The organism is Pseudomonas sp. Eth.TT006, assembly GCF_054456575.1.
Genome location: NZ_JBTJEN010000005.1, coordinates 269,173 through 292,613, shown reverse-complemented (window position 1 = coordinate 292,613; position 23,441 = coordinate 269,173). Strand labels below are relative to the sequence as shown.

Annotated in this window: 17 protein-coding genes and 1 pseudogene; 2 read left to right on the top strand and 16 right to left on the bottom strand. The window is 61.6% G+C overall.

The window, feature by feature from the left end:
* Positions 1 to 44 precede the first annotated feature (44 nt).
* Positions 45 to 1,103: pseudogene (locus ACXR0M_RS10860) on the top strand (methyl-accepting chemotaxis protein); the annotation flags it as partial.
* Positions 1,089 to 1,961: a methyl-accepting chemotaxis protein gene (locus ACXR0M_RS10855; protein ID WP_458831963.1), complete on the top strand. Its 873-nt coding sequence runs from the start codon at positions 1,089 to 1,091 to the stop codon at positions 1,959 to 1,961. The pseudogene ACXR0M_RS10860 and the gene ACXR0M_RS10855, both read left to right, overlap by 15 nt.
* A gap of 154 nt (positions 1,962 to 2,115) precedes the next feature.
* Here the strand turns inward: ACXR0M_RS10855 and ACXR0M_RS10850 are convergent, their stop codons facing one another.
* From ACXR0M_RS10850 to hutU, 16 genes are all read right to left on the bottom strand, one after another.
* On the bottom strand, positions 2,116 to 2,850 hold the full coding sequence (locus ACXR0M_RS10850; RefSeq protein WP_458831892.1) for an amino acid ABC transporter ATP-binding protein: 735 nt from the start codon (positions 2,848 to 2,850) through the stop codon (positions 2,116 to 2,118).
* Positions 2,843 to 3,802 (bottom strand): amino acid ABC transporter permease, encoded by a 960-nt coding sequence (locus tag ACXR0M_RS10845; protein WP_458831891.1) that lies wholly within the window; start codon positions 3,800 to 3,802, stop codon positions 2,843 to 2,845. Before ACXR0M_RS10845 ends, ACXR0M_RS10850 begins: the two co-directional genes overlap by 8 nt.
* A 131-nt stretch (positions 3,803 to 3,933) precedes the next feature.
* Positions 3,934 to 4,731, bottom strand: coding sequence for a transporter substrate-binding domain-containing protein (locus tag ACXR0M_RS10840; RefSeq protein WP_458831890.1), 798 nt, complete (start codon positions 4,729 to 4,731; stop codon positions 3,934 to 3,936).
* Positions 4,732 to 5,107: 376 nt separating this feature from the next.
* Positions 5,108 to 7,678 carry a glucans biosynthesis glucosyltransferase MdoH gene (gene mdoH / locus ACXR0M_RS10835; protein WP_458831889.1) on the bottom strand — a complete coding sequence of 857 codons (2,571 nt, stop codon included), beginning with the start codon at positions 7,676 to 7,678 and terminating at the stop codon, positions 5,108 to 5,110.
* Entirely contained in the window at positions 7,671 to 9,455 is a 1,785-nt protein-coding gene (locus ACXR0M_RS10830) for a glucan biosynthesis protein G (RefSeq protein ID WP_458831888.1), read from the bottom strand. Before ACXR0M_RS10830 ends, mdoH begins: the two co-directional genes overlap by 8 nt.
* A gap of 307 nt (positions 9,456 to 9,762) precedes the next feature.
* Positions 9,763 to 10,200, bottom strand: coding sequence for a D-aminoacyl-tRNA deacylase (gene dtd / locus ACXR0M_RS10825; RefSeq protein WP_458831887.1), 438 nt, complete (start codon positions 10,198 to 10,200; stop codon positions 9,763 to 9,765).
* Positions 10,197 to 11,168 carry a prolyl aminopeptidase gene (gene pip / locus ACXR0M_RS10820; RefSeq protein WP_458831886.1) on the bottom strand — a complete coding sequence of 324 codons (972 nt, stop codon included), beginning with the start codon at positions 11,166 to 11,168 and terminating at the stop codon, positions 10,197 to 10,199. Before pip ends, dtd begins: the two co-directional genes overlap by 4 nt.
* A 251-nt stretch (positions 11,169 to 11,419) precedes the next feature.
* Complete coding sequence (gene hutG, locus ACXR0M_RS10815; RefSeq protein WP_458831885.1) at positions 11,420 to 12,223, bottom strand: N-formylglutamate deformylase; 804 nt, start codon at positions 12,221 to 12,223, stop codon at positions 11,420 to 11,422.
* Positions 12,224 to 12,233: 10 nt separating this feature from the next.
* Positions 12,234 to 13,439: an imidazolonepropionase gene (gene hutI / locus ACXR0M_RS10810; protein ID WP_458831884.1), complete on the bottom strand. Its 1,206-nt coding sequence runs from the start codon at positions 13,437 to 13,439 to the stop codon at positions 12,234 to 12,236.
* 247 nt (positions 13,440 to 13,686) lie between these two features.
* Positions 13,687 to 15,219, bottom strand: a complete 1,533-nt coding sequence (gene hutH / locus ACXR0M_RS10805) for a histidine ammonia-lyase (RefSeq protein ID WP_458831883.1) — start codon at positions 15,217 to 15,219, stop codon at positions 13,687 to 13,689.
* Positions 15,220 to 15,335: 116 nt separating this feature from the next.
* On the bottom strand, positions 15,336 to 16,859 hold the full coding sequence (hutH, locus tag ACXR0M_RS10800) for a histidine ammonia-lyase (RefSeq protein WP_458831882.1): 1,524 nt from the start codon (positions 16,857 to 16,859) through the stop codon (positions 15,336 to 15,338).
* 133 nt (positions 16,860 to 16,992) lie between these two features.
* On the bottom strand, positions 16,993 to 17,823 hold the full coding sequence (locus ACXR0M_RS10795; RefSeq protein WP_458831881.1) for a quaternary amine ABC transporter ATP-binding protein: 831 nt from the start codon (positions 17,821 to 17,823) through the stop codon (positions 16,993 to 16,995).
* Positions 17,820 to 18,671 carry an ABC transporter permease gene (locus tag ACXR0M_RS10790; protein WP_150750164.1) on the bottom strand — a complete coding sequence of 284 codons (852 nt, stop codon included), beginning with the start codon at positions 18,669 to 18,671 and terminating at the stop codon, positions 17,820 to 17,822. The genes ACXR0M_RS10795 and ACXR0M_RS10790 overlap by 4 nt, the downstream gene beginning before the upstream one ends.
* A gap of 83 nt (positions 18,672 to 18,754) precedes the next feature.
* A complete protein-coding gene (locus ACXR0M_RS10785; protein WP_458831880.1) occupies positions 18,755 to 19,723 on the bottom strand; it encodes an ABC transporter substrate-binding protein in 969 nt (322 codons plus the stop codon).
* A 69-nt stretch (positions 19,724 to 19,792) separates the two neighbouring features.
* Positions 19,793 to 21,265, bottom strand: coding sequence for a purine-cytosine permease family protein (locus ACXR0M_RS10780; RefSeq protein ID WP_458831879.1), 1,473 nt, complete (start codon positions 21,263 to 21,265; stop codon positions 19,793 to 19,795).
* Positions 21,266 to 21,439: 174 nt separating this feature from the next.
* Positions 21,440 to 23,122, bottom strand: a complete 1,683-nt coding sequence (gene hutU / locus ACXR0M_RS10775; RefSeq protein ID WP_458831878.1) for a urocanate hydratase — start codon at positions 23,120 to 23,122, stop codon at positions 21,440 to 21,442.
* Positions 23,123 to 23,441 lie beyond the last annotated feature (319 nt).

Genomic DNA, 23,441 nt, shown 5'->3' with positions numbered 1-23,441 from the left:
CTCTTCATAAGTCCAATTAGTAGTGGTCCGAGGGGAGTCGTCGCATGTACCGTTGGTTAGCCGAGAGTCTTGGAAACGTCAGCGTCAAACGCAAGTTGGGAATCGGTTTCGGCCTGGTGCTGTTGCTGACGCTGTTGATCACCTTCACCGGCTGGACCGGCATGAGCGGCATTATCAGCCGCGGTGACAAGCTCGGCTTTATCTCCAGCCTCAACGAACTGACCAAGGACCTGCGCCTGGCGCGCCTGGACTATGAAGCACGCCGTGGCGAACAGGGCCCGGGCGCGGTCAACGACTTGCTGACCAAACTGGAAAGTGGCCTGCAGACCGCGCGCAGCCTGATCGAGCAGCCATCCGATGCGGCCATGGTCGATCAGCAACTGGCCGCCGTCGCCGAGTACAAACGCGCCTTTGGCCAAATGACCCAAGCCACCGTGCAACGCGAAGACGCCCGCAGCAAGCTCGGCGCCAACGCCGACAATGCCGTGGCCAAGGTGAGCGAAGTCGAGAAATCCATGCTGCAGGGCGACAGCGTCGCGCAATTCAACAGCGTGATCGAGCTGAGCAAGCTGCTGCAGCAGGCGCGCTATCAGGTGCGTGGTTACACCTACAGCGGCAAGGCAGATGCGGAACAGCCGGCGCTGGACGCCATCGACAACGCCCTGAAAAATCTCGAGAGCCTGCCGTCGAAACTGCCGGAACAGCACATCGCCAACCTGCAACAGGCCACCGATTCGATCAAGGCCTACCGCGCCGCCGTCAGCCAGTTCCGTGACTCCCAGGTGAATAACGCCAAGGCCGGGCTCACCATGACCGCTCAGGGCGATATCCTGCTCGACGTCAGCAAGAAACTCACCGAATCGCAGACCGTCGTGCGCGACACCGATGCCGCTCACGCCAAGAACATGCTGATCATCGCCACCCTGCTGGCGGTGTCGTTCGGTTTGCTTGCGGCGTGGGCGATCACCCGGCAGATCATCATTCCGCTGAACCAGACCCTGAAAGTCGCCGAACAAGTGGCTGCCGGCGATCTGACTCACAATCTGGTGTCGCAGCGCCAAGACGAACTCGGCCAGTTGCAGCGTTCGATGCAGAGCATGACCCAAGGCCTGCGCGTATTGATCGGCGGGATCAGCGACGGCGTTACCCAGATCGCGAGCGCCGCTGAAGAGCTGTCCGCCGTTACCGAGCAGACCAGCGCCGGGGTCAACAATCAGAAGGTCGAGACCGATCAGGTCGCCACTGCCATGCACGAAATGACCGCCACCGTGCAGGAAGTTGCGCGCAACGCCGAGGAAGCCTCGGAAGCTGCAGTGGCCGCCGACCAGCAGGCCCGTGAAGGCGACAAGGTGGTGGGTGAAGCCATCGCCCAGATCGAGCGTCTGGCGGCGGAAGTCAGCCACTCCACCGACGCCATGGGCGAACTCAAGCGCGAGAGCGACAAGATCGGCAGCGTGCTCGACGTGATCAAGTCCGTGGCCCAGCAAACCAACCTGCTGGCGCTCAACGCCGCGATCGAAGCAGCCCGTGCCGGTGAGGCCGGGCGTGGTTTTGCGGTGGTCGCCGACGAAGTGCGCAGCCTCGCCCAGCGCACCCAGAAGTCCACTGAAGAGATCGAAGAACTGATCGTGGGTCTGCAGAACGGCACCCAGCAAGTGGCGACCATCATGGACAACAGCCGCAGCCTGACCGACAGCAGCGTCGAACTGACCCGCCGTGCTGGCAGCTCACTGGAAAGCATCACCCAGACCGTATCGGCGATTCAGGCGATGAACCAGCAGATCGCCGCAGCGGCCGAGCAGCAGAGCGCCGTGGCCGAGGAGATCAACCGTAGCGTGTTGAATGTGCGGGATGTGTCGGAGCAGACCTCGGCAGCGAGCGAAGAGACCGCGGCGTCGAGTGTCGAGCTGGCACGGTTGGGGACGCATTTGCAGACGCTGGTGGGACGGTTCAAGGTTTGAGGTGATTCATCCATCTCGGTTCGCTTTGGACCGAGGTGATGCTATCGCTGGCAAGCCAGCTCCCACATGATTTGTGTCGGTCACAAAGGTTGTGTTCAACCCGATCACTGTGGGAGCTGGCTTGCCAGCGATGGCGTCGGAGGGGACGCCGCAGTTACAGGACCTGACGCAAGAAAGCCTGCGCACGCGGATCCTTCGGTGCATCGAAGAACTCGTGCGGTGCGGCATCTTCCAGCAGTTTGCCGTGATCGAAGAACAGCACCCGATCCGCCACTTCCCGGGCGAAGCCCATTTCGTGGGTGACGCAGACCATGGTCATGCCTTCCACGGCCAGGTTCTTCATCACGTCCAGCACTTCACCGACCATTTCCGGGTCGAGGGCCGACGTCGGTTCGTCGAACAGCATGACTTTCGGCTCCATCGCCAGCGCCCGGGCAATCGCCACACGCTGTTGCTGACCCCCGGACAGGCGTGAGGGAAACTCGTTGGCCTTTTGTGCGATACCGACCTTTTTCAGCAGCTCCATCGCCTTGGCCTCGCGCTCTTTCTTGCCGCGCTTGCGCACGACTTTCTGTGCCAGACAAAGGTTTTCCAGCACGGTCATGTGCGGGAACAGGTTGAAATGCTGAAACACCATGCCGACTTCGCGGCGGTAGGCGTTGACGTCGGTTTTCGGGTCGGCCAGTTGCAGGCCGTCGATGCTCACCGAGCCCGAATCGAACGCTTCCAGGCCATTGAGGCAACGCAGGAAGGTCGATTTGCCGGAACCGGACGGGCCGATCACCACCAGCACTTCGCCCTTGGCCACCGTGGTGCTGACGTTATCCACGGCACGCACCACCTGACCACGGGTGTCGAAGACTTTTACCAGATCGCGGACTTCAATCACTTTGCGCGAGCCTCCGCTCTAGCCGACTGGCGAATTTCGACAGCGGCAGGTTGATCAACAGGTACAGGCCGGCGACGCAGAACAGGATTTCGAACGGCGAGAACGAGGTGGTGATGACTTCGCGACCGCTTTTCAGCAGTTCGGTGATCGCGATCACCGACACCAGCGAAGTGTCCTTGACCAGACTGATGAACTGCCCGGCCAGCGGCGGCAGCACGCGCTTGAACGCTTGCGGCAGCACCACGTGACGCATCGACTGACCGGCGCTGAGACCGAGCGAACGCGCCGCTTCATTCTGGCCACGGGCGATCGACTGCACGCCGGACCGGATGATCTCGGCCACGTAGGCGCCGGTAAACAGCGACAGCGCGGCAATCCCGGCGAACTCGCGGGACAGGTTCATCACCGTGCCGATGAAGAAGTAGAAAATGAAGATCTGCACCAGCAACGGCGTGCCGCGCACCAGTTCGACGTAGGTGCTCGACAGGTCGCGCAGGGTCGGGTTGCTCGACAGGCGGCACAGCCCGGTGACCAGACCGATCAGCAGCCCGAGCACACCCGAGACTACCGATAGCCACAGCGTGGTCCACAGCCCCCACAACAGCGGCCCTGCCGCCCAATGCCGGGTCACACCCACGACGTCGCCTTCAGCCACATCGTCGCCCTGAGCGAATTGCAGGCTGTTCTCGTCGACGGTCAGGTGCTGCTCGTCACCGGCGTCGTTACGCAGGGTGACTTGCGCGCTGCCGCCCTTGCGCACCAGTTCGGTGACCGTGGAGATGTCGCTGGCGCGCTGGGATTCTTCGGCCTGATAGGCGAAGTATTGCGGCACGCGATTCCAGCGCCATTCGTAGGACATCAGCGACGTGGCGTAATACAACGCGCCCGCCAGGCCGACCAGCACCAGCACGGTCAGGACGTGCCAGGGCCATTGGGCTTTTTTCTGTTTCATTGCAGGTTCCGGATTTTATGTTGCTCTGGAGGGCCTCCTCGCGAGCAAGCCCGCTCCCACCATTGGAATGCATTTCAAATGTGGGAGCGGGCTTGCTCGCGAATGGGGCGACTCGGTCTGTCTGACCGGGCTTATTCCATGTCCTTGAGCCACTCGGTGCTCTTGAACCACTTGTCATGGATGCGATCGTAGGTGCCGTCTTCGTGGATCTGGTGCAGGAAGTTGTTGATGAAGTTGAGGCTGTCGTAATCGCCCTTCTTCAGGCCGAAGGCCAGCGGCTCGTAGGTGAACGGCTTGTCGAGGAACACCAGTTTGCCGGCGCCGACCTTGTTCACCGCGACCACGTTGTACGGCGCGTCGTAGATGAACGCGTCGGCCTTGCCGTTGACCACGTCGAGCACGGCTTCCTGCTCGTTGTCATAGCCGTGGTATTTGGCTTTGGCTATCAGCTTCCTGGCGACCATCTCACCGGTGGTGCCGAGCTTGGAGGTGATGCGGTAGTCGGCAGTGTTCAGGTCCTTATAGGACTTGATGGTGCCTTCCAGCTCCTTGCGGATCAGCAGGGTCTGGCCGACCACGATGAACGGTTCGCTGAAGTTCAGGCGCAGGTTGCGCTCCTGAGTCAGGGTCATGCCGCTGCCGATCATGTCGAACTTGTCGGTCATCAACGCCGGGATGATCCCGTCGTAACCGGTGGAGACCAGCTCCAGCTTGACGCCCATGGCCTTGGACATGGCTTTGAGGATGTCGACTTCGAAGCCGATGATCTCGCCGCGCTTGTTGGTCATTTCGAACGGCATGTAGGTCGGATCCATACCGACTTTCAACGTGCCGCGCTTGACCGCGTCATCGATCGCGCCGGCCTGCGCCGCATTGACTGCAACCAGTGCCGTGACGCCGACCAGCAGCATCGACAGATACTTCTTCATCTTCAAGTCCCCAAAACCATTGCAATTGCGGCGCGAAAACCAGCAGTGACAGGCAAAAAAGCCCGGGTGCGCCAATTCGGGGACGGATGCTAACGCACTCGTTTTTTTGCACAAGGTTTAATGGACGATTTGTTTAATATTCAAAGGCCGACCCTCACCCCAGCCCTCTCCCGGAGGGAGAGGGAGCCGACCGAGTTGTCTTACGCTATACATCGGCCTCAAATGTCGAGTTGATTATGGATTCAACACCGCTAGATCAGGTCGGCGTATCTCTGGAGCATCCCCCGATCAGTCCCCTCTCCCTCCGGGAGAGGGCTAGGGTGAGGGGGCTTTTCAGCAGGCCAAAAAAACCCCGCAACATCGCGGGGTTTCTTTATCAGGCCGGCTGAGCCTGCATGCTCAGCGGACGCAATGGCAGCAACGGCGCATGCGGATCGGCTTTCACCGACGCCCGCCATGCATCCAGCCACTCGCTGTGACCTTCTGCCCAGACCTGCTCGTGCAGACGCGCCAGAGCTACCGGATCGCTCAGCAGTTGCAGGCGATCATGGTTGCTCAGCGCCGCCGGGCCAGCCTTCAGGGCGTGACGTACGCGTTCCTGACGCAGCCACTCGATCGGTTCGGCCTGACCGTGACGGGCCGTCGCCAGCGCGCACGCCAGGGCGTTCTGCTGCGGATCGACCACGGCGCGGATAAAGCCGTCGTTCAGTGCGTGCCAGCGGTTCTCGTGGGTGTACTGGTCGGTCGCCAGCAGCGCCTGCGGCGGATTGTATTCCTCAGGGATGAGGAACAGGCTCTCGTCACGGGACTTGAGGCCCAGACCGACACGGCTGGAAATCACCGACACCGGGATCGATAGCATCAGCGAACCGACAATCGGCACCAGCCACCACAGGAAACTCGGGTTCAGCCAGATCACCAGCAGCGCCCAGCAGAAGCCCAGCAGGGTCTGCGGACCGTGGCGTTTGACCGCCTCGCTCCATGGCGTGGAGTCGTCGTCACGCTGCGGCGAGTTCCAGGTCGCGGCCCAGCCGAGGAACGCGGCAAGGACGAAACGGGTGTGGAAAATCATCCGCACCGGCGCCAGCAGCATGGAGAACAGCATCTCCAGCAGCATCGACAGGGTCACCTTGAACTTGCCACCGAACTCTTTCGCGCCCTTGGCCCAGATCAGGATGATGCTCAGCAGTTTCGGCAGGAACAGCAGCACGATGGTCGTCGAGAACAACGCGATCGCCTTGTCCGGGTGCCATTGTGGCCACAGCGGATAGAGCTGACGCGGCTCGAGGAAGTACTGCGGCTCCATCAGGGTGTTCACCGCCAGCAGCGCGGTCGACAGCACCAGGAAGAAGAACCATAGCGGCGCCGACAGATACGACATCACGCCGGTGAGGAACACCGCGCGGTGCACCGGGTGCATGCCTTTGACCAGGAACAGGCGGAAGTTCATCAGGTTGCCGTGGCACCAGCGCCGGTCACGTTTGAGTTCGTCGAGCAGGTTTGGCGGCAGTTCTTCGTAGCTGCCCGGCAGGTCGTAGGCAATCCACACGCCCCAACCAGCCCGACGCATCAGCGCGGCTTCAACGAAGTCGTGAGACAGGATCGCCCCCGAGAACGCACCCTTGCCCGGCAACGGCGCCAAAGCGCAGTGGTCGATAAACGGCTTCATGCGGATGATCGCGTTGTGCCCCCAGTAGTGGGATTCACCCAACTGCCAGAAGTGCAGACCGGCGGTAAACAGCGGGCCGTACACGCGAGTGGCGAACTGCTGCATGCGCGCATACAGGGTGTCCATGCCCGACGCCCGCGGCGCGGTCTGGATGATCCCGGCGTCCGGCGTGGCTTCCATCAGGCGTACCAGACTGGTCAGGCACTCACCGCTCATCACCGAGTCGGCGTCGAGCACGACCATGTACTTGTAGTCACCGCCCCAACGACGGCAGAAGTCGTCGAGGTTGCCGCTCTTGCGCTTCACACGACGGCGACGGCGGCGATAGAAGATCTTGCCGAAGCCCTTGGCTTCGCGGCAGACGTCCAGCCAGGCCTGTTGTTCGGCGACGCAGATATCCGTGTCGTTACTGTCACTGAGGACGAAGAAGTCGAAGCGGTCCAGATCACCGGTGGCCGCGACCGATTCGAAGGTGGCGCGCAGACCGGCGAATACCCGAGGCACGTCTTCGTTGCAGATCGGCATCACCAGTGCGGTGCGCGCGTCTTTCGGAATTGGCTCGTTGCCGGCGCTTTTGCCGGAGATACGGTATTTGTCGTGGCCGGTGAGCAACTCGAGGAAGCCCATCAGCGCCGTCCAGAAACCGGCCGAGACCCAGCAGAACAGAATCCCGAACAGAATCAGGATGCTGGTTTGCAGCGCGTACGGCAGCACTTGCGTGGCGGTTTGCAGCAGCGGCTGGTGCAGCACTTCGTCCAGATCGACGAACGACCAGCCCTGATACGGCATGATGCCTTTCATGTACCAGCCGGCGACGATGGTCTGGCCGAGCATCAGCAGCAACAGAATGTAGCGACGGATCGAACCCACGGTACGCCAGCGCGCGGCCGGCAGCACGTTCTCGTCCTTCGGCGGCTGTGGCGGGTTGGTGCGCCCGGTCAGGCGGCGCCAGCCACGCACCAGAATATTGGTGCGCCACGGTTCCGGCACGACTTTGGTCCGACGGATCGGCGGGGTCGCCTTCATCGCGACCCGGCCGCTGGCGTCGAGCACCAGCATTTCCGCGTCTTCCAGTTCCTCGGCAGTGCTCAGGGTCAGGCGCTTGCCCACCGAAGCCTGGGCGGCTTCGGCAGGAGCGTCGAACGTCGGCGACGACAGGCGCTGGTGCAGTTCACTGAAGGACTGGCAGCCCGCGAGTTCCGCGCGCTGCTCATCGGTCATCGGCAAATGCGCCAGATACTCGGACAGAGTTTCTGGCTGTACTTGAGAGTTACTCATCGGCAGGCAACTGATAGCTCCAGGTCTCGGTCAGGACTTCTTCAGTCGGTGCCGATTCCGGTGTGGCTGGGGCCGCGTTCGCAGCCGCTGGCTGCTTGGCGTCTTTGTTAGCCTTGTCCTTGGCATCCGTAGCGGGCTTGGCGTCGGCGTGTTTGGCTTCGGCGGCCTTGGCTTCCTTGTCTTCCTTCTCTTGTTGCTTGGCAGCGACCTTGTCCGCCTTGGCTACCGACGAATTCGACGCCGGTACCAAAGACTTGGCCAGATCCGCGGTCACCACTGGCTGAACCAGAGCGGCACGCATTTCGGTCGACTTGCTCGCGTCCTTGATCTTCATCCGCAACGTCAGGCGCCAGCCCTTGGTTTCCGGGTTGTAGCGCACGCTGTTTTCGACCAGCTCGGCGTTATCGCCAACGCTGACCTGACTGCGCACGTCGGCGTCCGGGGCCAGAGCGGCCAGCGACGGGCCTTCGAAATCGACCAGGTACGCAACGCTGCCATCCGGTTGACGGATCAGGTTCGACTGTTTGACGTCACCGGTGGAACGCAGGGTCTGCTTGACCCAGGCGCTGTCGGGGGCGTGAATCGCCGCTTCGTCCATGGTCCAGTGCAGACGGTAGGCGAAGTCCAGCGGCTTGCCTGGCTCCGGCATGGTTTCCGGGCTCCAGAACGCAACGATGTTGTCGTTGGTTTCGTCAGCAGTCGGAATCTCGACCAGATCAACGGTGCCCTTGCCCCACTCGCCCTTCGGCTCGATCCAGGCGCTTGGGCGCTTGTCGTAGCGGTCATCGAGGTCTTCGTAGTGGCTGAAGTCGCGGCCACGCTGCAGCAGACCGAAACCACGCGGGTTCTCGACGCTGAAGTTGCTCACGGCCAGGTGTTTCGGGTTGTTCAGCGGACGCCAGATCCACTCGCCGTTGCCGGCATGGATCGACAGACCGCTGGAGTCGTGCAGTTCACGACGGTAGTTGAGGACTTTCGACGGCTGGTTGGCGCCGAACAGGAACATGCTGGTCAGCGGCGCGATGCCCAGTTTGCCGACCTTGTCACGCAGGAACATCTGCGCCTTGACGTCAACAATGGTGTCGCTGCCTGGACGCAGGATCAGACGGTAGGCACCGGTGGCGCGCGGCGAGTCCAGCAGGGCGAAGATCACCAGGTGCTTGTCGCCCGGCTTCGGCTGTTGAATCCAGAATTCGCGGAAGCGCGGGAATTCTTCACCCGACGGCAGCGCGGTATCGATCGCCAGACCACGGGCCGACAGCCCGTAAGTGTGACCCTTGCCAACGACGCGGAAGTAGCTCGCGCCGAGCATGGTCATGATTTCGTCTTGCTTGTCGGCCTTGTTGATCGGGTACAGCACACGGAAACCGGCGTAGCCCAGTTGTTCAGTGGCCTTCGGATCGAACTTGAGGTCGCCGAAATCGAAACGGGACGGATCGTATTTGATCTCTTCGACGGTGTTCGCCGTGATTTCGTTGATTTTCACCGGCGTATCGAAGTGCATGCCCTGGTGATAGAAGGACAGCTTGAACGGCGTCTTCTGATCGGCCCACTCCGCCTTTTCGGTGAGGAAGCGGATTTTCTGGTAGTCCGCGAACTTCATGTCGCGGAATTCGTTCGGCAGGTTGCTGCGCGGGGCTTCGAACTTCTGCCCGGCCAGCTCTTTGGCCTTGGCCGATACATCGTCAAGATTGAACGCCCAAAGCTGACCGGCGCTGAGCAGGCACAGGAGCGCCGAACCCGCTACCAGGGCACTTCGCATGCGTTTGGCAGACATTTTTGCTGCATTACTGGGACTAACAATCACGAGCAACCCTCGCCGAAAACAGATCAAAAAACCAACGGCCAGCTATCTATACGCCAGGTTGGCGAGCATTGTTCCGACTCCACTGGGGCAAAATGATTCCCCAATCGGATCCAGACAAGTCTCTACCTAAGTCAAAAATGGACCAGCGAACGCTGATCCCCATAGCGCGCGATTATCTAGTAGCCCGCGTTACAACGCATCAGGGGTAACCAAGTATTTATCGCGAAAAACGCCTGTTTTCAGTCGAAAAGCCCTTGAAAACATGTTTCAAGCGCTTTCACGTCTGTAACAGGAAGGTTACCGGGCCATCATTGACCAAGTGCACCTGCATATCCGCGCCGAATCTACCTGATGCCACAGTGCCATGCATCTGTTTCGCTTGGTTCAATAGATAGTCGAACAATTCCTCGCCCAATGCCGGAGGGGCTGCGGTCGAAAAACTCGGGCGCAACCCGCTTTTGGTGTCGGCAGCGAGGGTGAACTGAGAGACCAGCAGCAACCCGCCGCCCACATCCGCCAAGGACAGATTCATCTTGCCCTCGGCGTCACTGAATACCCGATAGTTAAGCAGTTTATGCAGAAGTTTGTCGGCGCTGGTACAGGTGTCGTCGGGTTCAACTGCCACCAGCACCAGCAAACCCTGATCGACCGCCCCTACCACCTCTCCCGCGACTTCGACCCGTGCCCCGCGCACACGCTGCAAAAGCCCCTTCATGCTTCTTCAGGCGGCAGGTCGAGCAGGCGTCGAGCCATATTGCTCGCGGCACGTACCAGCGCGTCGGTGATGCCCGGCTCGGATGCTGCGTGGCCGGCATCGCGAATTACCTGCAGCTCGCTGTTCGGCCAGGCCTGATGCAGTTCCCAGGCGTTGTCCAGCGGGCAGATCACGTCGTAGCGACCATGGATGATCACCCCCGGCAGATGGGCGATCTTGCCCATGTCGCGGATCAGCTGATTCGGCTCGAGAAACGCGTTGTTGGTGAAGTAGTGGCATTCGATGCGCGCAATCGACAGCGCACGCTGCGGCTCGGAGAAGCGATCGACCACCAGCGGGTTCGGGCGCAGGGTCGCGGTGCGCCCTTCCCAGGTCGACCAGGCCTTGGCCGCGTGCATCTGGGCGATCTGATCGTTGCCCACCAGACGCTTGTGGAATGCGCTGAGCAGATCGTCGCGCTCGTCCAGCGGGATCGGCGCGATGTAGTCCTGCCAGTAGTCAGGAAACAGGCGGCTGGCGCCGGCCTGATAGAACCACTCGATTTCCTGCGGCCGGCAGAGAAAGATCCCGCGCAGGATCAGACCGTGCACGCGCTCAGGATGGGTTTGCGCGTAGGCCAGCGCCAGGGTCGAGCCCCAGGAACCGCCGAGCAGCACCCATTTTTCGATGCCCAGGTGTTTGCGGATACGCTCGAGGTCGGCGACCAGATCCCAGGTGGTGTTGTTTTCCAGGCTGGCATGCGGCGTGGAGCGCCCGCAGCCGCGCTGGTCGAAAGTGACAATGCGATACAGGTTCGGATCGAAATAGCGCCGGCTCTGGGCATCGCAACCGGCGCCGGGACCACCGTGGATGAACACCACCGGCAAACCTTCCGGCGAACCGCTCTCGTCGACGTACAGCGTGTGGGTGTCATCGACAGCCAGATCATGCCGGGCGTAGGGTTTGATCTGCGGAAACAATGTCTGCATTGCGCGCTCCGTAAGGGGTCGAGGTCATCCCTGGGGGGACTTCTATTATTCTGCCGTCCGGCATCATAAACCCGATTTGCGTCAATGAGCATGCCCGCGCGTTGTCACCGTTTGTCAGCCATTGGCCAAAGCCATTTCCCGCAGACGCACCTGTAGGAGCTGCCGCAGGCTGCGATCTTTTGACTTTGGCTTTTCACAACCAAAGCAAGATCAAAAGATCGCAGCCTTCGGCAGCTCCTACAGAAAGCGGATCAGGCGCTGTAGCGGGATTTGCCCCAGGCGAGGAGGCCCTGCAGCAGTTCCTTGAGCACTACCTGCGTCGGCTCGGCCAGATCGGCGCGGTAGCGGAACGGCTCGAACTCTTCCATGTAGGTGCTCTGGCACAACTCTAGTTGCACCGCATGGATGTTCTCGGCCGGGTTGCCGTAGTGGCGGGTGATGTGGCCGCCCTTGAAGCGACCGTTGAGGACATGGGTGTAGTTGGCGTGCCCGGCGCAGATCGCTTCCAGCTGGCTGGCCAGTTGTGGATCACAACTGGCGCCGTTGAAGGTACCGAGGTTGAAATCCGGCAGTTTGCCGTCGAACAGGTGCGGGATGATCGAGCGGATCGAATGCGCGTCGAACAACAGCGCGTAGCCGAACTCCGCCTTCAGCCGCGCCAGCTCCTGCTCAATGGTGCGGTGATATGGCGTCCAGATCTGCTCCAGGTAAGTCGCACGTTCTGCCTGCGACGGCTCATGTCCTTCGCGGAACAACGGAATGCCGTCAAACAGTGTCGCCGGATACAGCCCGGTGGTGGCGCCGGCGTACAGCGGCTTGTCGTCGGATGGCCGGTTCAGGTCGATGACGAACCGCGAGTACTCGGCCGCCAGGGTGCTGGCGCCCAGTTCGGCGGCGAAATCATAGAGCTGCGGAATATGCCAATCGGTGTCCGGCAGGCTTTTCGCGTCCGGGATCAACCCGGCCTCGACCGCAGGCGTCAGGCGCACGCCGGCATGCGGCATGCTGATCAGCAGCGGCACGCGCCCTTGTTTGAAATTCAGAACCTTATCCACAACCGCTCTCCTACAGACTTGATTCAACGCCGTGACGCACGACGCGTTTGTCCAGATCACCACCGAGCCAATAGGCCAGATCTGCCGGACGATCGATGTGCCAGGCGACGAAATCCGCGACCTTGCCGAGTTCCAGCGAACCGTGGGTGGCGGCCATGCCCAGCGCTTGCGCGGCGTGAATCGTCGCCCCGGCCAGGGCTTCTTCCGGGGTCATGCGGAAGCAGGTGCAAGCCATGTTCAACATCAGGCGCAGCGACAGCGCCGGCGAGGTGCCGGGATTGAGGTCGCTGGCGATGGCGATTTTCACCTTGTGTTTGCGCAGGGCGTCCATCGGCGGCAGTTGGGTTTCGCGCAGGAAGTAGAACGCCCCCGGCAACAGCACGGCGACGGTGTCGGATTCGGCCATGGCGATGACATCGGCTTCGTCCATGAACTCCAGATGATCGGCGGACAACGCCTTGTAGCGCGCAGCGAGACTGGAGCCGTGCAGCGACGACAATTGCTCGGCATGCAGCTTCACTGGCAGACCGAGTTTTTGCGCGGCGATAAATACCCGTTCAACCTGCTCGGGCGAGAACGCCAGGTATTCGCAGAACGCATCCACCGCGTCGACCAGCCCTTCGGCGGCCAACGCCGGGAGCATTTCGGTGCAGATGTGATCGATGTAGGCGTCGGCGCGATCCTGATATTCCGGCGGCAACGCGTGGGCAGCCAGGCAGGTGCTGCGCACGCTGATCGGCAGCTCTTGCTGCAGACGACGAATGACCCGCAGGATCTTGCGTTCGCTGGCCAGATCCAGACCGTAACCGGACTTCATCTCGACCGTGGTCACGCCATCGCGCATCAGGCTTTTCAGGCGTTTGGCGGCGCTGGCGAACAGCTCGTCCTCAGTGGCTTCGCGAGTGGCGCGCACGGTGCTGGCGATGCCGCCGCCCTGGGCCGCAATCTCGGCGTAGCTGACGCCTTGCAGACGCTTTTCGAATTCGCCGCTGCGGTTACCGCCGAACACCGTGTGGGTGTGGCAGTCGATCAGCCCGGGGGTGACCCAGGTGCCTTGCAGGTCGTTGACCGCCGGGTATTCGCCGGAGGGCAATTGATTACGCGGGCCGATCCACTCGATGTGCGCACCGGAGGTGACGATGGCCGCATCCTCGATGATCGAGTAGACGCCCTGCGCCATGGTTGCGACGTGGCAGTGTTGCCAGAGGGTTTTCACTGTTGGCCTCCGTTGGGGTTGGTTTGGTGACTGGCCCTTCAAAAAGCCCCTCACCCTAGCCCTCTCCCGGAGGGAGAGGGGACTGACCGGGTTGGATGTTCGAGTTACGCCGACGTGAGATACCGAGTTGAACTCCGGTCTGGAAAACGACGGAGATCGGCTCCCTTTCCCCCTCTCCCCCTCGGGGAGAGGGCTGGGGTGAGGGGGATCGATTTCAGCAACTACAAACATCCCCCTGAATACACACTTACAAACTAGGCAAAAGCCTGGCCGGTACCAGCTCGGTCAAACACCGCGAAGCCAACAGCTCGGTCGCCGCATTGATGTCCGGGGCAAAGAAGCGGTCCTTCTCGTAGAACGGCACTTCCTTGCGCAGAATCGCCCGCGCCTGCTCCAGCTTGGCCGAGGTCTTCAGGCCGTTGCGCAGATCCAGGCCCTGCACCGCCGCCAGCCATTCCACCGCGAGAATCCCGCGGGTGTTCTCGGCCATTTCCCACAGGCGCTTGCCGGCGGCCGGGGCCATGGAGACGTGGTCTTCCTGGTTGGCCGAGGTCGGCAGGCTGTCGACCGAATGCGGATGCGCCAGCGCCTTGTTTTCGCTGGCCAGTGCCGCCGCAGTCACCTGAGCGATCATGAAGCCGGAGTTGACCCCGCCATTGGCCACCAGGAACGGCGGCAGTTGCGACATGTGTTTGTCCATCATCAGCGAGATGCGGCGTTCGCTCAGCGAGCCGATTTCGGCGATGGCCAAGGCCATGTTGTCCGCAGCCATGGCTACCGGTTCGGCGTGGAAGTTGCCACCGGAAATCACGTCGCCTTCAGCGGCGAACACCAACGGGTTGTCGGAGACGGCGTTGGCTTCGACCACCAGCACCTCGGCGGCCTGACGGAACTGGGTCAGGCAGGCGCCCATGACTTGTGGCTGGCAGCGCAGCGAGTACGGGTCCTGAACCTTCTCGCAGTTCTGGTGCGAGTCCGAAACTTCGCTGCGCTCGCCGAGCAGATCACGGTAAGCGGCAGCCGCGTCGATCTGACCTTTCTGGCCACGCGCCGCGTGAATACGTGCATCGAACGGTGAGCGCGAACCCAATACCGCTTCAACCGTCAGACCACCGAGCGCCAGCGCACCGGCAAACAGGTCTTCACCTTCAAACAGACCCCGCAGCGCGAACGCCGTGGACACCTGCGTACCGTTGAGCAGCGCCAGGCCTTCTTTCGCGGCCAGGGTCAGCGGGGTCAGACCGGCGACTTTCAGCGCCTCGGTAGCCTCCAGCCACTCGCCCTTGTAACGCGCCTTGCCCTCGCCCAGCAGCACCAGCGACATGTGCGCCAGCGGTGCGAGGTCGCCCGACGCGCCCACCGAACCTTTGAGCGGAATATGCGGATAGACCTCGGCATTGATCAGCGCGATCAGCGCATCGATCACCACGCGGCGAATGCCGGAGAAACCACGGCTGAGGCTGTTGACCTTGAGCACCATGATCAGCCGTACCAGTTCATCACTGATCGGTTGGCCAACGCCGGCAGCGTGCGACAGCACCAGCGAACGCTGCAGGTTTTCCAGGTCTTCGCTGGCGATGCGGGTCGAGGCCAGCAGGCCGAAACCGGTGTTGATGCCGTAGGCGGTGCGGTTCTCGGCGAGGATCTGCTCGACGCACGCCACGCTGGCTTCGATCTGCTTTGACGCACTGTTGTCGAGGGTCAGCTTGACCGGGTTCTGGTACACGTCACGCAGTTGGGCCAGGCTCAGTTGGCCGGGAGTCAGGTTCAGCGCAGTCATTAAAATGCTCCTGTTGAGACATTGTTATTGGCTACCAGTCGCTCCGGAGCATTCCGTTATCCGTCGCTTCCCGCCTTTTGAGCGATCCGCGCCTTGGCACGCTGGTATGGGTATTGTCAGTGCAGATTCGGTAATACGTGGTGCAGCGAATTCGGTTTTTTCAGAACGCTCGCGGCGGCGGCGATATCCGGCGCCAGCCAGCGATCCTGATCGTAGGCCGGGACGGTTTCGCGCAGTAGCCGCCAGGCGCGGTCAGTACCTGCGCCAAAGCGCTGCTCCTTGAGAAATTCAAAGGCCTGCGCCGCCAGCAGGTACTCGATGGCGAGGATCTGCGTGCAGTTTTCCAGGGCGCGGTGCAGCTTCAGCGCGGCGCTGGTGCCCATGCTCAGGTGGTCTTCCTGCAGGCCCGAGGTGACGTAGTTGTCGAGCACCGCCGGTTGCGCCAACTGACGGTTTTCCGCGCACAGCGAGGCGGCAACGTATTGCACGATCATCATCCCCGAGTTCACTCCCGGATTGGCCACCAGAAACGCCGGCAGACCGCTGACGTGCGGATTGACCAGACGATCGAGACGCCGCTCGGCAATCGCACCGATTTCCGCCATGGCAATCGCCAGCAAGTCCACCGCCATCGCCACCGATTGGCCGTGCGGATTGGCTTGCGACATCACCCGGAAACTGTCCGGCGTGCCGAGCAGCAACGGGTTGTCGGTGCAGCCGTTGAGTTCGGCTTCAACCTGCTTGATCGCATGCTGCAGTTGATCGCGCGCCGCACCGTGCACCTGCGGGATCGAACGGATGCTCAGCGCATCCTGGGTGCGCACGCCTTTGTTCGCCGCGATCACTTCGCTGCCATCAAGCAAGGCGCGCAGATTGCTGCCGACCTGCTGCATGCCCGGGTGTGGCTTGAGCGCGATGATCTCGGCGTCGAAGGCTGCAATCTGGCCGCGCTGCGCTTCGAAGCTCATGGCGCCGATCACATCCGCCCATTGCAGCAGTCGCGTGGCGTCGGCAATCGCCAGACAGCTGAGGCCGGTCATGCACGGCGTGCCGTTGACCAGACACAAACCGTCCTTCGCCCCGAGTTGCACCGGCTGCAAACCTTCTGCCGCCAGCGCCTGTTGCGCCGAGGTTATTTGCCCGCGATAGCTGACATTGCCCACGCCGAGCAGCGCGATGCCGACGTGCGCCATATGCGTCAGATAACCCACCGAGCCTTGCGCCGGCACTTGCGGGGTGATGCCGCGATTGAGCAGCGCCAGCAGTGCTTCGACGACCCGGCGGTGAATGCCGGATTTGCCGTGGCTGTAGTTGTGGATCGCCGCGCAGATGATCGCCCGGGTCTGTTCATCCGGCAGTACCGGGCCGACACCGCAGGCGTGGCTGAGCAAGGTATTGCGCGAAAGCTGGCTGAGTTGTTCGTCCTTCAGCGAAACATTGGACAGGCCACCCAGACCGGTGTTGACGCCATACGCACGTTCGCCGCTTGCGACGATGCGCTGGACGATGGCCTGGGCGTTTTCGATGCGTGCCCAGGTCTGCGCCGACAGCTCCAGCGCTGCGCCGTGGCGGGCGACAGCGACCACGTCCTGCCAACGCAAAGGGGCGCCGGTGATAACGACTTTTTCAACCTGGGACATCTAAACCTCATCCGAACATTGATGCAGCTTTGCCGACGCTTTCGCGGGCAAGCCCGCTCCCACAGGAGAACGCATTCCAACTGTGGGAGCGGGCTTGCTCGCGAAGAGGCAGGCCCAGCCAACACAAATCTGTTTAAACCACCGCCGCCCGCCGCTGCACGAACCGGTCGACATACTCATCCGCCGGCGAATGCAGGATCTCGCGCGGGGTGCCGACCTGAATCAGTCGGCCGTCCTTGAGGATCGCGATGCGGTTGCCGATGCGCACGGCTTCGTCGAGGTCGTGGGTAATGAACACAATGGTCTTGTGCAGGGTCTTTTGCAGCTCCAGCAACTGGTCCTGCATCTCGGCGCGGATCAGAGGATCCAGCGCACTGAACGCCTCGTCCATCAGGATGATGTCGGTGTCCGCCGCGAGGGCGCGGGCCAGGCCGACACGCTGGCGCATACCGCCGGAGAGTTGGTGCGGGTATTTGTTTTCGTAGCCCTTGAGGCCGACGGTGTTGATCCAGTGCAACGCGCGCTCGGCGCACAGCTGCTTGCTCTCGCCGCGCACTTTCAGGCCGTAGGCGACGTTCTCCTGCACGGTCTTGTGCGGCAGCAGACCGAAGCTCTGGAACACCATGCTGATCTTGTGCCGGCGAAATTCGCGCAAGGCATCCATGTCATATTGCAGGATGTCCACGCCGTCAACCAGGATCGCGCCGCTGGTCGGGTCGATCAGGCGATTGAAGTGGCGCACCAGGGTCGACTTGCCGGAACCGGACAGGCCCATGATCACGAAGATCTCGCCGGTGCCGATGCTCAGCGACAGGTCGTTGACCCCTACCACGCAACCGGTTTCGTTCAGCACCTGATCCTTGGTCTTGCCCTGACCGACCATGGCCAAGGCGTCCTTGGCGCGGTTGCCGAAAATCTTGAAGACGTTTTTGACTTCGATCTTGCTCACGGTTGCGTCGCTCATTTGCTCACCTCATGCCGTGGCCGACCGTACGCCTGAGTAATGCGGTCGATGACCACTGCGAGAATCACGATCGCCAGACCGGCTTCGAGGCCGCGTCCGACGTTGAGGGTCTGAATCCCCACCAGCACATCTTCACCCAGGCCACGGGCGCCGATCATCGAGGCGATCACCACCATCGACAGGGCCATCATGGTGGTCTGGTTGATCCCGGCCATGATGCTTGGCAGGGCCAGCGGCAGTTGCACGCCGAACAGTTGCTGCCAGCGGTTGGCACCGAAGGCGTTGATCGCTTCCATCACTTCGCCGTCGACCTGGCGAATGCCCAGATCGGTCAGGCGGATCAGCGGCGGCGCGGCGTAAATCACCGTGGCGAAAATCGCCGGAACCTTGCCCAGACCGAACAGCATCAGCACCGGGATCAGGTACACGAAGCTGGGCATGGTTTGCATGATGTCGAGCAGCGGCATCAGCACTGAACGCAGGCGATTGCTGCGCGCCGAGAGAATCCCCAGCGGAATGCCGATCAGCACCGAAATGATCGTCGCGACCATCATCAGCGCCAAGGTCTGCATGAGTTTATCCCACAGGCCGACAGCGCCCACCAGGAACAGCAAACCGACGATAACCGCGGTGGTCACGACTTTGCGCGTGGCGTGCCAGGCGACCACACCGACGATCGCCAGCATCAGCCACCACGGCGCGGCACGCAGCAGGCCTTCGAGATTGACGATGGCCCACAGCAGGGTGTCGGAGATGTGGCGGAACACATCACCGTAGTTGGTGACCAGCGCATCGACCCAACCGTTGACCCAGTCGGCGATGGAAAAGGTAAAGCTTTCGGGAAACATAAGCGGCTCTCAATCAGAAATCTCAATCAAGCGATTACGGCATAGCTCCCGGCCAGCCTCACGGTTGGCCGGGAGGTATCGACCTACAGCGCCGCGTCGATTTTCTTGGCTGCGTCGTCACTGACCCATGCGTGCCAGACCTCAGGATGTTCCTTGAGGAAGATTTTCGCCAGTTTCGGCGACTCGATACGTTCCTTGGCCATGCGGCCCAGGTTCTGGTTCAGCAGGTCGATCGGCAGGTTGACCTTTTCCAGCACAGCCACCAGTTCCGGGGCTTGTTCGTGGAAGGTTTTCGACAGGCCGACCTTGATGCTCACGGTCTTGTCGACGCCCGGTTTCTCTTCGAGTTTGACCGCATCGATCTGGCCCATCAGCGGGGTTGGCGACCAGTAGTAGAACAGGATCGGCTCGCCACGCTTGTAGCTCGACAGCACCGCCGCATCCAGCGCCGGGCCGGTGCCCGGACGGAAGTTGGTGTAGCTGTTTTCCAGACCGTAGCTTTTGAGCATTTCGCTGTTGTCCAGCTCGCAGGTCCAGCCTGCCGGGCAGTTGTAGAAACGGCCCTTGGACGGCTCTTCGGCGTCTTTGAAGATGGCGGCGTATTTGCCCAGATCGGCAATGTTTTTCAGGTCCGGCGCTTTCGCCTCGATCTTGCGTTTGGCATCGCCTTCGATCACGTAGCGCGGCACATACCAGCCTTCCACAGCTCCGACGATCGGCGCACCGACACCGATAACCTTGCCGGCTTTCTCGGCCTTGTTCCAGACCTCGCTGCGACCGACCCACTCTTCGGCGAACACTTGAATATCGTTGCTGCTCAGGGCGTTCTCCATGGTGATGGAGTTGCCCGGCAGGCTGTCGGTCTTGCAGTCATAACCTTTTTCCAGCACCACTTGCAGCACGTCGGTCAGCAGCATGCCGCTTTCCCAGTTCAGGCCGGCGAACTTCACCGGTTTGCCGGATTCGCACCAGCCGGCCGCCTGGGTGGCGCCGGCACTGGCCAACAGGCCCATGGACAGCAATGTGGTGAGCAGGGTCTTGTTCGATTTCATTGTTGCGACGCTCCTAATCATGAATTGGCTTACGGCAGTCAAGAGGCATCCAGCCCTGTCCACGTCCAATCAGGCCCGCGCCGCAGCGCGAATGGCCCCACTTTTTTCAGGTGGTACAACGCTGTTCTGCTCGACCGGCAGAATCAGTTGATCAGGCACCGAGCCGTGCCATTTTTTCGCGCACAGGTAATACAGCGCAGCCGGCAGCAACAGACCGATGATCCAGGAGATATCCACATCACCGAGCGCGGCCACCAGCGGGCCGGTGTAGAACTTGGTGGAGATGAACGGCAGCTGCACCAGCACGCCGAACACATAGATGCTGATCCCCAGCAGGTTCCAGCGGCCGTAGCGTCCGTTCGGGTCGGCCAGCGCCGGCACGTCATAGCGCTCGCGGGTGATGCAGTAGTAGTCGACCAGGTTGATCGCGCTCCATGGCGTGAAGAACGCCAGCAGGAACAGGATGAACGACTTGAATGCACCGAGGAACGAATGCTGGCCGAGCAGTGCGATCAGGGTTGCCGCGCCGACGATCACCAGCACGAACACCAGGCGCTGCATACGCGACACCGTCAGATGTCCACGGAAACCGCTGATGATGGTGGCGATGCACATGAAGCTGCCGTAGGAGTTCAGCGTCGAGATGGTGACCTTGCCGAAGGCGATGCTGAAGTACAGCAGCGCCGCCGTCGCGCCAGTGCCGCCGAGCCCGACGATGTAGGCTACTTCATGCCCGGCGAACTGGCCGTTGGCCGAAGCCGCGGCGAACACGCCAAGCACCATCGCCACCTGGGCACCGATGACCGAGCCTGCACCGGCAGCGAAGAAAGTTTTCACCGAGGAAACCTTGCTCGGCAGGTACCGCGAATAGTCCGCCACGTACGGGCCGAACGCGATCTGCCAGGACGCCGCGAGCGACACCGCCAGCAGGAAGCTGCTCCAGCTGAAGTGGCGAATCTGCAGCAATGCGCCGACATCAACCTGGCTCAGCAGACGGCTGAACAGGTATACAAACGCAATCACCCCGATCACGCTGGCGACCCGGCCGATCCAGTGGATCACCCGATAGCCGAGCACCGTGACCAGCACGATGACACTGGCAAACAGCAGGATGCCGACGGTGTCGCTGACGCCGAACAGCTGCCCTAGCGCCTGGCCGGACAACACCGTGCCGGTGGCGGTGAAACCCAGGTACATCAGGCACACCAGCACGATCGGGATCGCCGCACCGTACACGCCGAACTGCACCCGGCTGGAGATCATCTGCGGCAGGCCCAGCTTCGGCCCTTGCGCCGCATGCAGCGCCATCACCCCGCCGCCCAGCAACTGACCGATCAACAGACCGATCAACGACCAGAACACATCACCACCCAGCACCACGGCCAGGGCCCCGGTGACAATCGCGGTGATTTGCAGATTCGCCCCCATCCACAGGGTGAACTGGCTGAACAGACGACCGTGTCTTTCCGCTTCCGGGATGTAGTCGATCGAACGCCTTTCGATCAACGGTTTGTTGCCTGCACGATCGGTGTTGCCTGCCATGATTCAACCTCTGTGGATTGTTATTCGAGTTCACTGAACGTCTTGCGTAGGCTGCTTTTGGTGGGAGCGGGCTTGCTCGCGAAGGGGTCGGCACATTCGAAGCATGTGCCGACTGATCCAACGCTTTCGTGAGCAAGCCCACTCCCACCCAAAGCATTTCCCACAGATCTGCGTTTATTTGCCAGTAATCATCGGCAGGTTCAGGCCCTGCTCCTTCGCGCAATCGATGGCGATCTGGTAACCGGCATCGGCGTGACGCATGACCCCGGTGGCCGGGTCGTTGTGCAGCACCCGCGCAATGCGCTCGGCCGCTTCGTCGGTACCGTCGCAGACAATCACCATGCCCGAGTGCTGCGAGAAGCCCATGCCGACGCCGCCGCCGTGGTGCAGGGAAACCCAGGTCGCGCCGCTCGCGGTGTTGAGCAAAGCGTTGAGCAACGGCCAGTCGGACACGGCGTCGGAACCGTCCTGCATCGATTCGGTTTCGCGGTTCGGGCTGGCGACCGAGCCGGAGTCGAGGTGGTCGCGACCGATCACGATCGGTGCCGACAGCTCGCCGCTACGCACCATTTCGTTGAACGCCAGACCGAGCTTGGCGCGCAGACCCAGGCCGACCCAGCAGATACGTGCTGGCAGACCCTGGAAGCTGATGCGCTCGCGAGCCATGTCCAGCCAGTTGTGCAGGTGCGCGTCGTCCGGGATCAGCTCTTTGACTTTGGCGTCGGTCTTGTAAATGTCTTGCGGATCACCCGACAGCGCCGCCCAGCGGAACGGGCCGATGCCACGGCAGAACAGCGGACGGATGTAGGCCGGTACGAAACCCGGGAAATCAAAAGCGTTTTCGACGCCTTCTTCCTGGGCCATCTGGCGGATGTTGTTGCCGTAGTCGAAGGTCGGGATGCCTTGCTTCTGGAACTCCAGCATCGCTTTGACGTGGACCGCCATCGACTGCTTGGCGGCTTTGATCACCGCGGCCGGTTCGGTCTTGGCGCGGGCGCGGTACTCGTCCCAGGTCCAGCCGGCCGGCAGGTAGCCGTTGAGCGGATCGTGGGCGCTGGTCTGGTCGGTGACCATGTCCGGGCGCACACCGCGCTTGACCAGTTCCGGAAGAATTTCGGCGGCGTTACCCAGCAGCGCGATGGAGATCGCCTTGCCTTCTTTGGTGTATTTGTCGATGCGCGCCAGAGCGTCGTCGAGGTCTTTGGCCTGCTCGTCGACGTAGCGGCTTTTCAGGCGGAAATCGATGCTGACTTGTTGGCATTCGATGTTCAGCGAGCAGGCGCCAGCGAGGGTTGCAGCCAGAGGTTGTGCGCCGCCCATGCCACCGAGGCCGGCGGTCAGCACCCACTTGCCCTTGAGGTTGTCGTTGTAGTGCTGGCGACCGGCTTCGACGAAGGTTTCGTAGGTGCCCTGGACGATGCCTTGGCTGCCGATGTAGATCCAGCTGCCGGCGGTCATCTGGCCGTACATGGCCAGGCCTTTGGCGTCGAGTTCGTTGAAGTGTTCCCAGCTCGCCCAGTGCGGCACCAGGTTGGAGTTGGCGATAAGCACACGCGGGGCATTGCTGTGGGTCTTGAACACGCCGACCGGCTTGCCGGATTGCACCAGCAGGGTCTCGTCGTCGTTCAGATTGGTCAGGCTCTCGACGATCTTGTCGTAGCACTCCCAGTTGCGCGCGGCGCGACCGATACCACCGTAGACCACCAGTTCTTTCGGGTTCTCGGCCACTTCCGGGTCGAGGTTGTTCATCAGCATGCGCAGCGGCGCTTCGGTCAGCCAGCTCTTGGCGGTCAGCTTGTTGCCGCGGGCAGCGCGGATCTCGACGTCACGGTGCTTGGTATGTTTTGTGTCAGTCACGAAAAAGACTCCTCAGCAATCAATTCAAACCAACCCTGGCAGTGGGCAAGCAGCCTGCGCGCCTCAATGCGCGACAAGCGAATCAGTGGACGCTGCGGACTTATACGCATACGTCTTTACTTGTACATACAAGCATATGCAATCAAGCGGCCAACTCGCTGAAGAACGGTTCAAAAAAAATGGCGAACAGGGCTGCAGAGCGCCTGAAACAAGGGTCGCGGCGTGGGTGAAAATTTTTGCGCGGGAATTTGCGGGGAGTGTGCGGTTGTTACGAAAGCGTGGTTTTGCGCCACGCTGGGGCGTTCGGTAACAAGTTGGT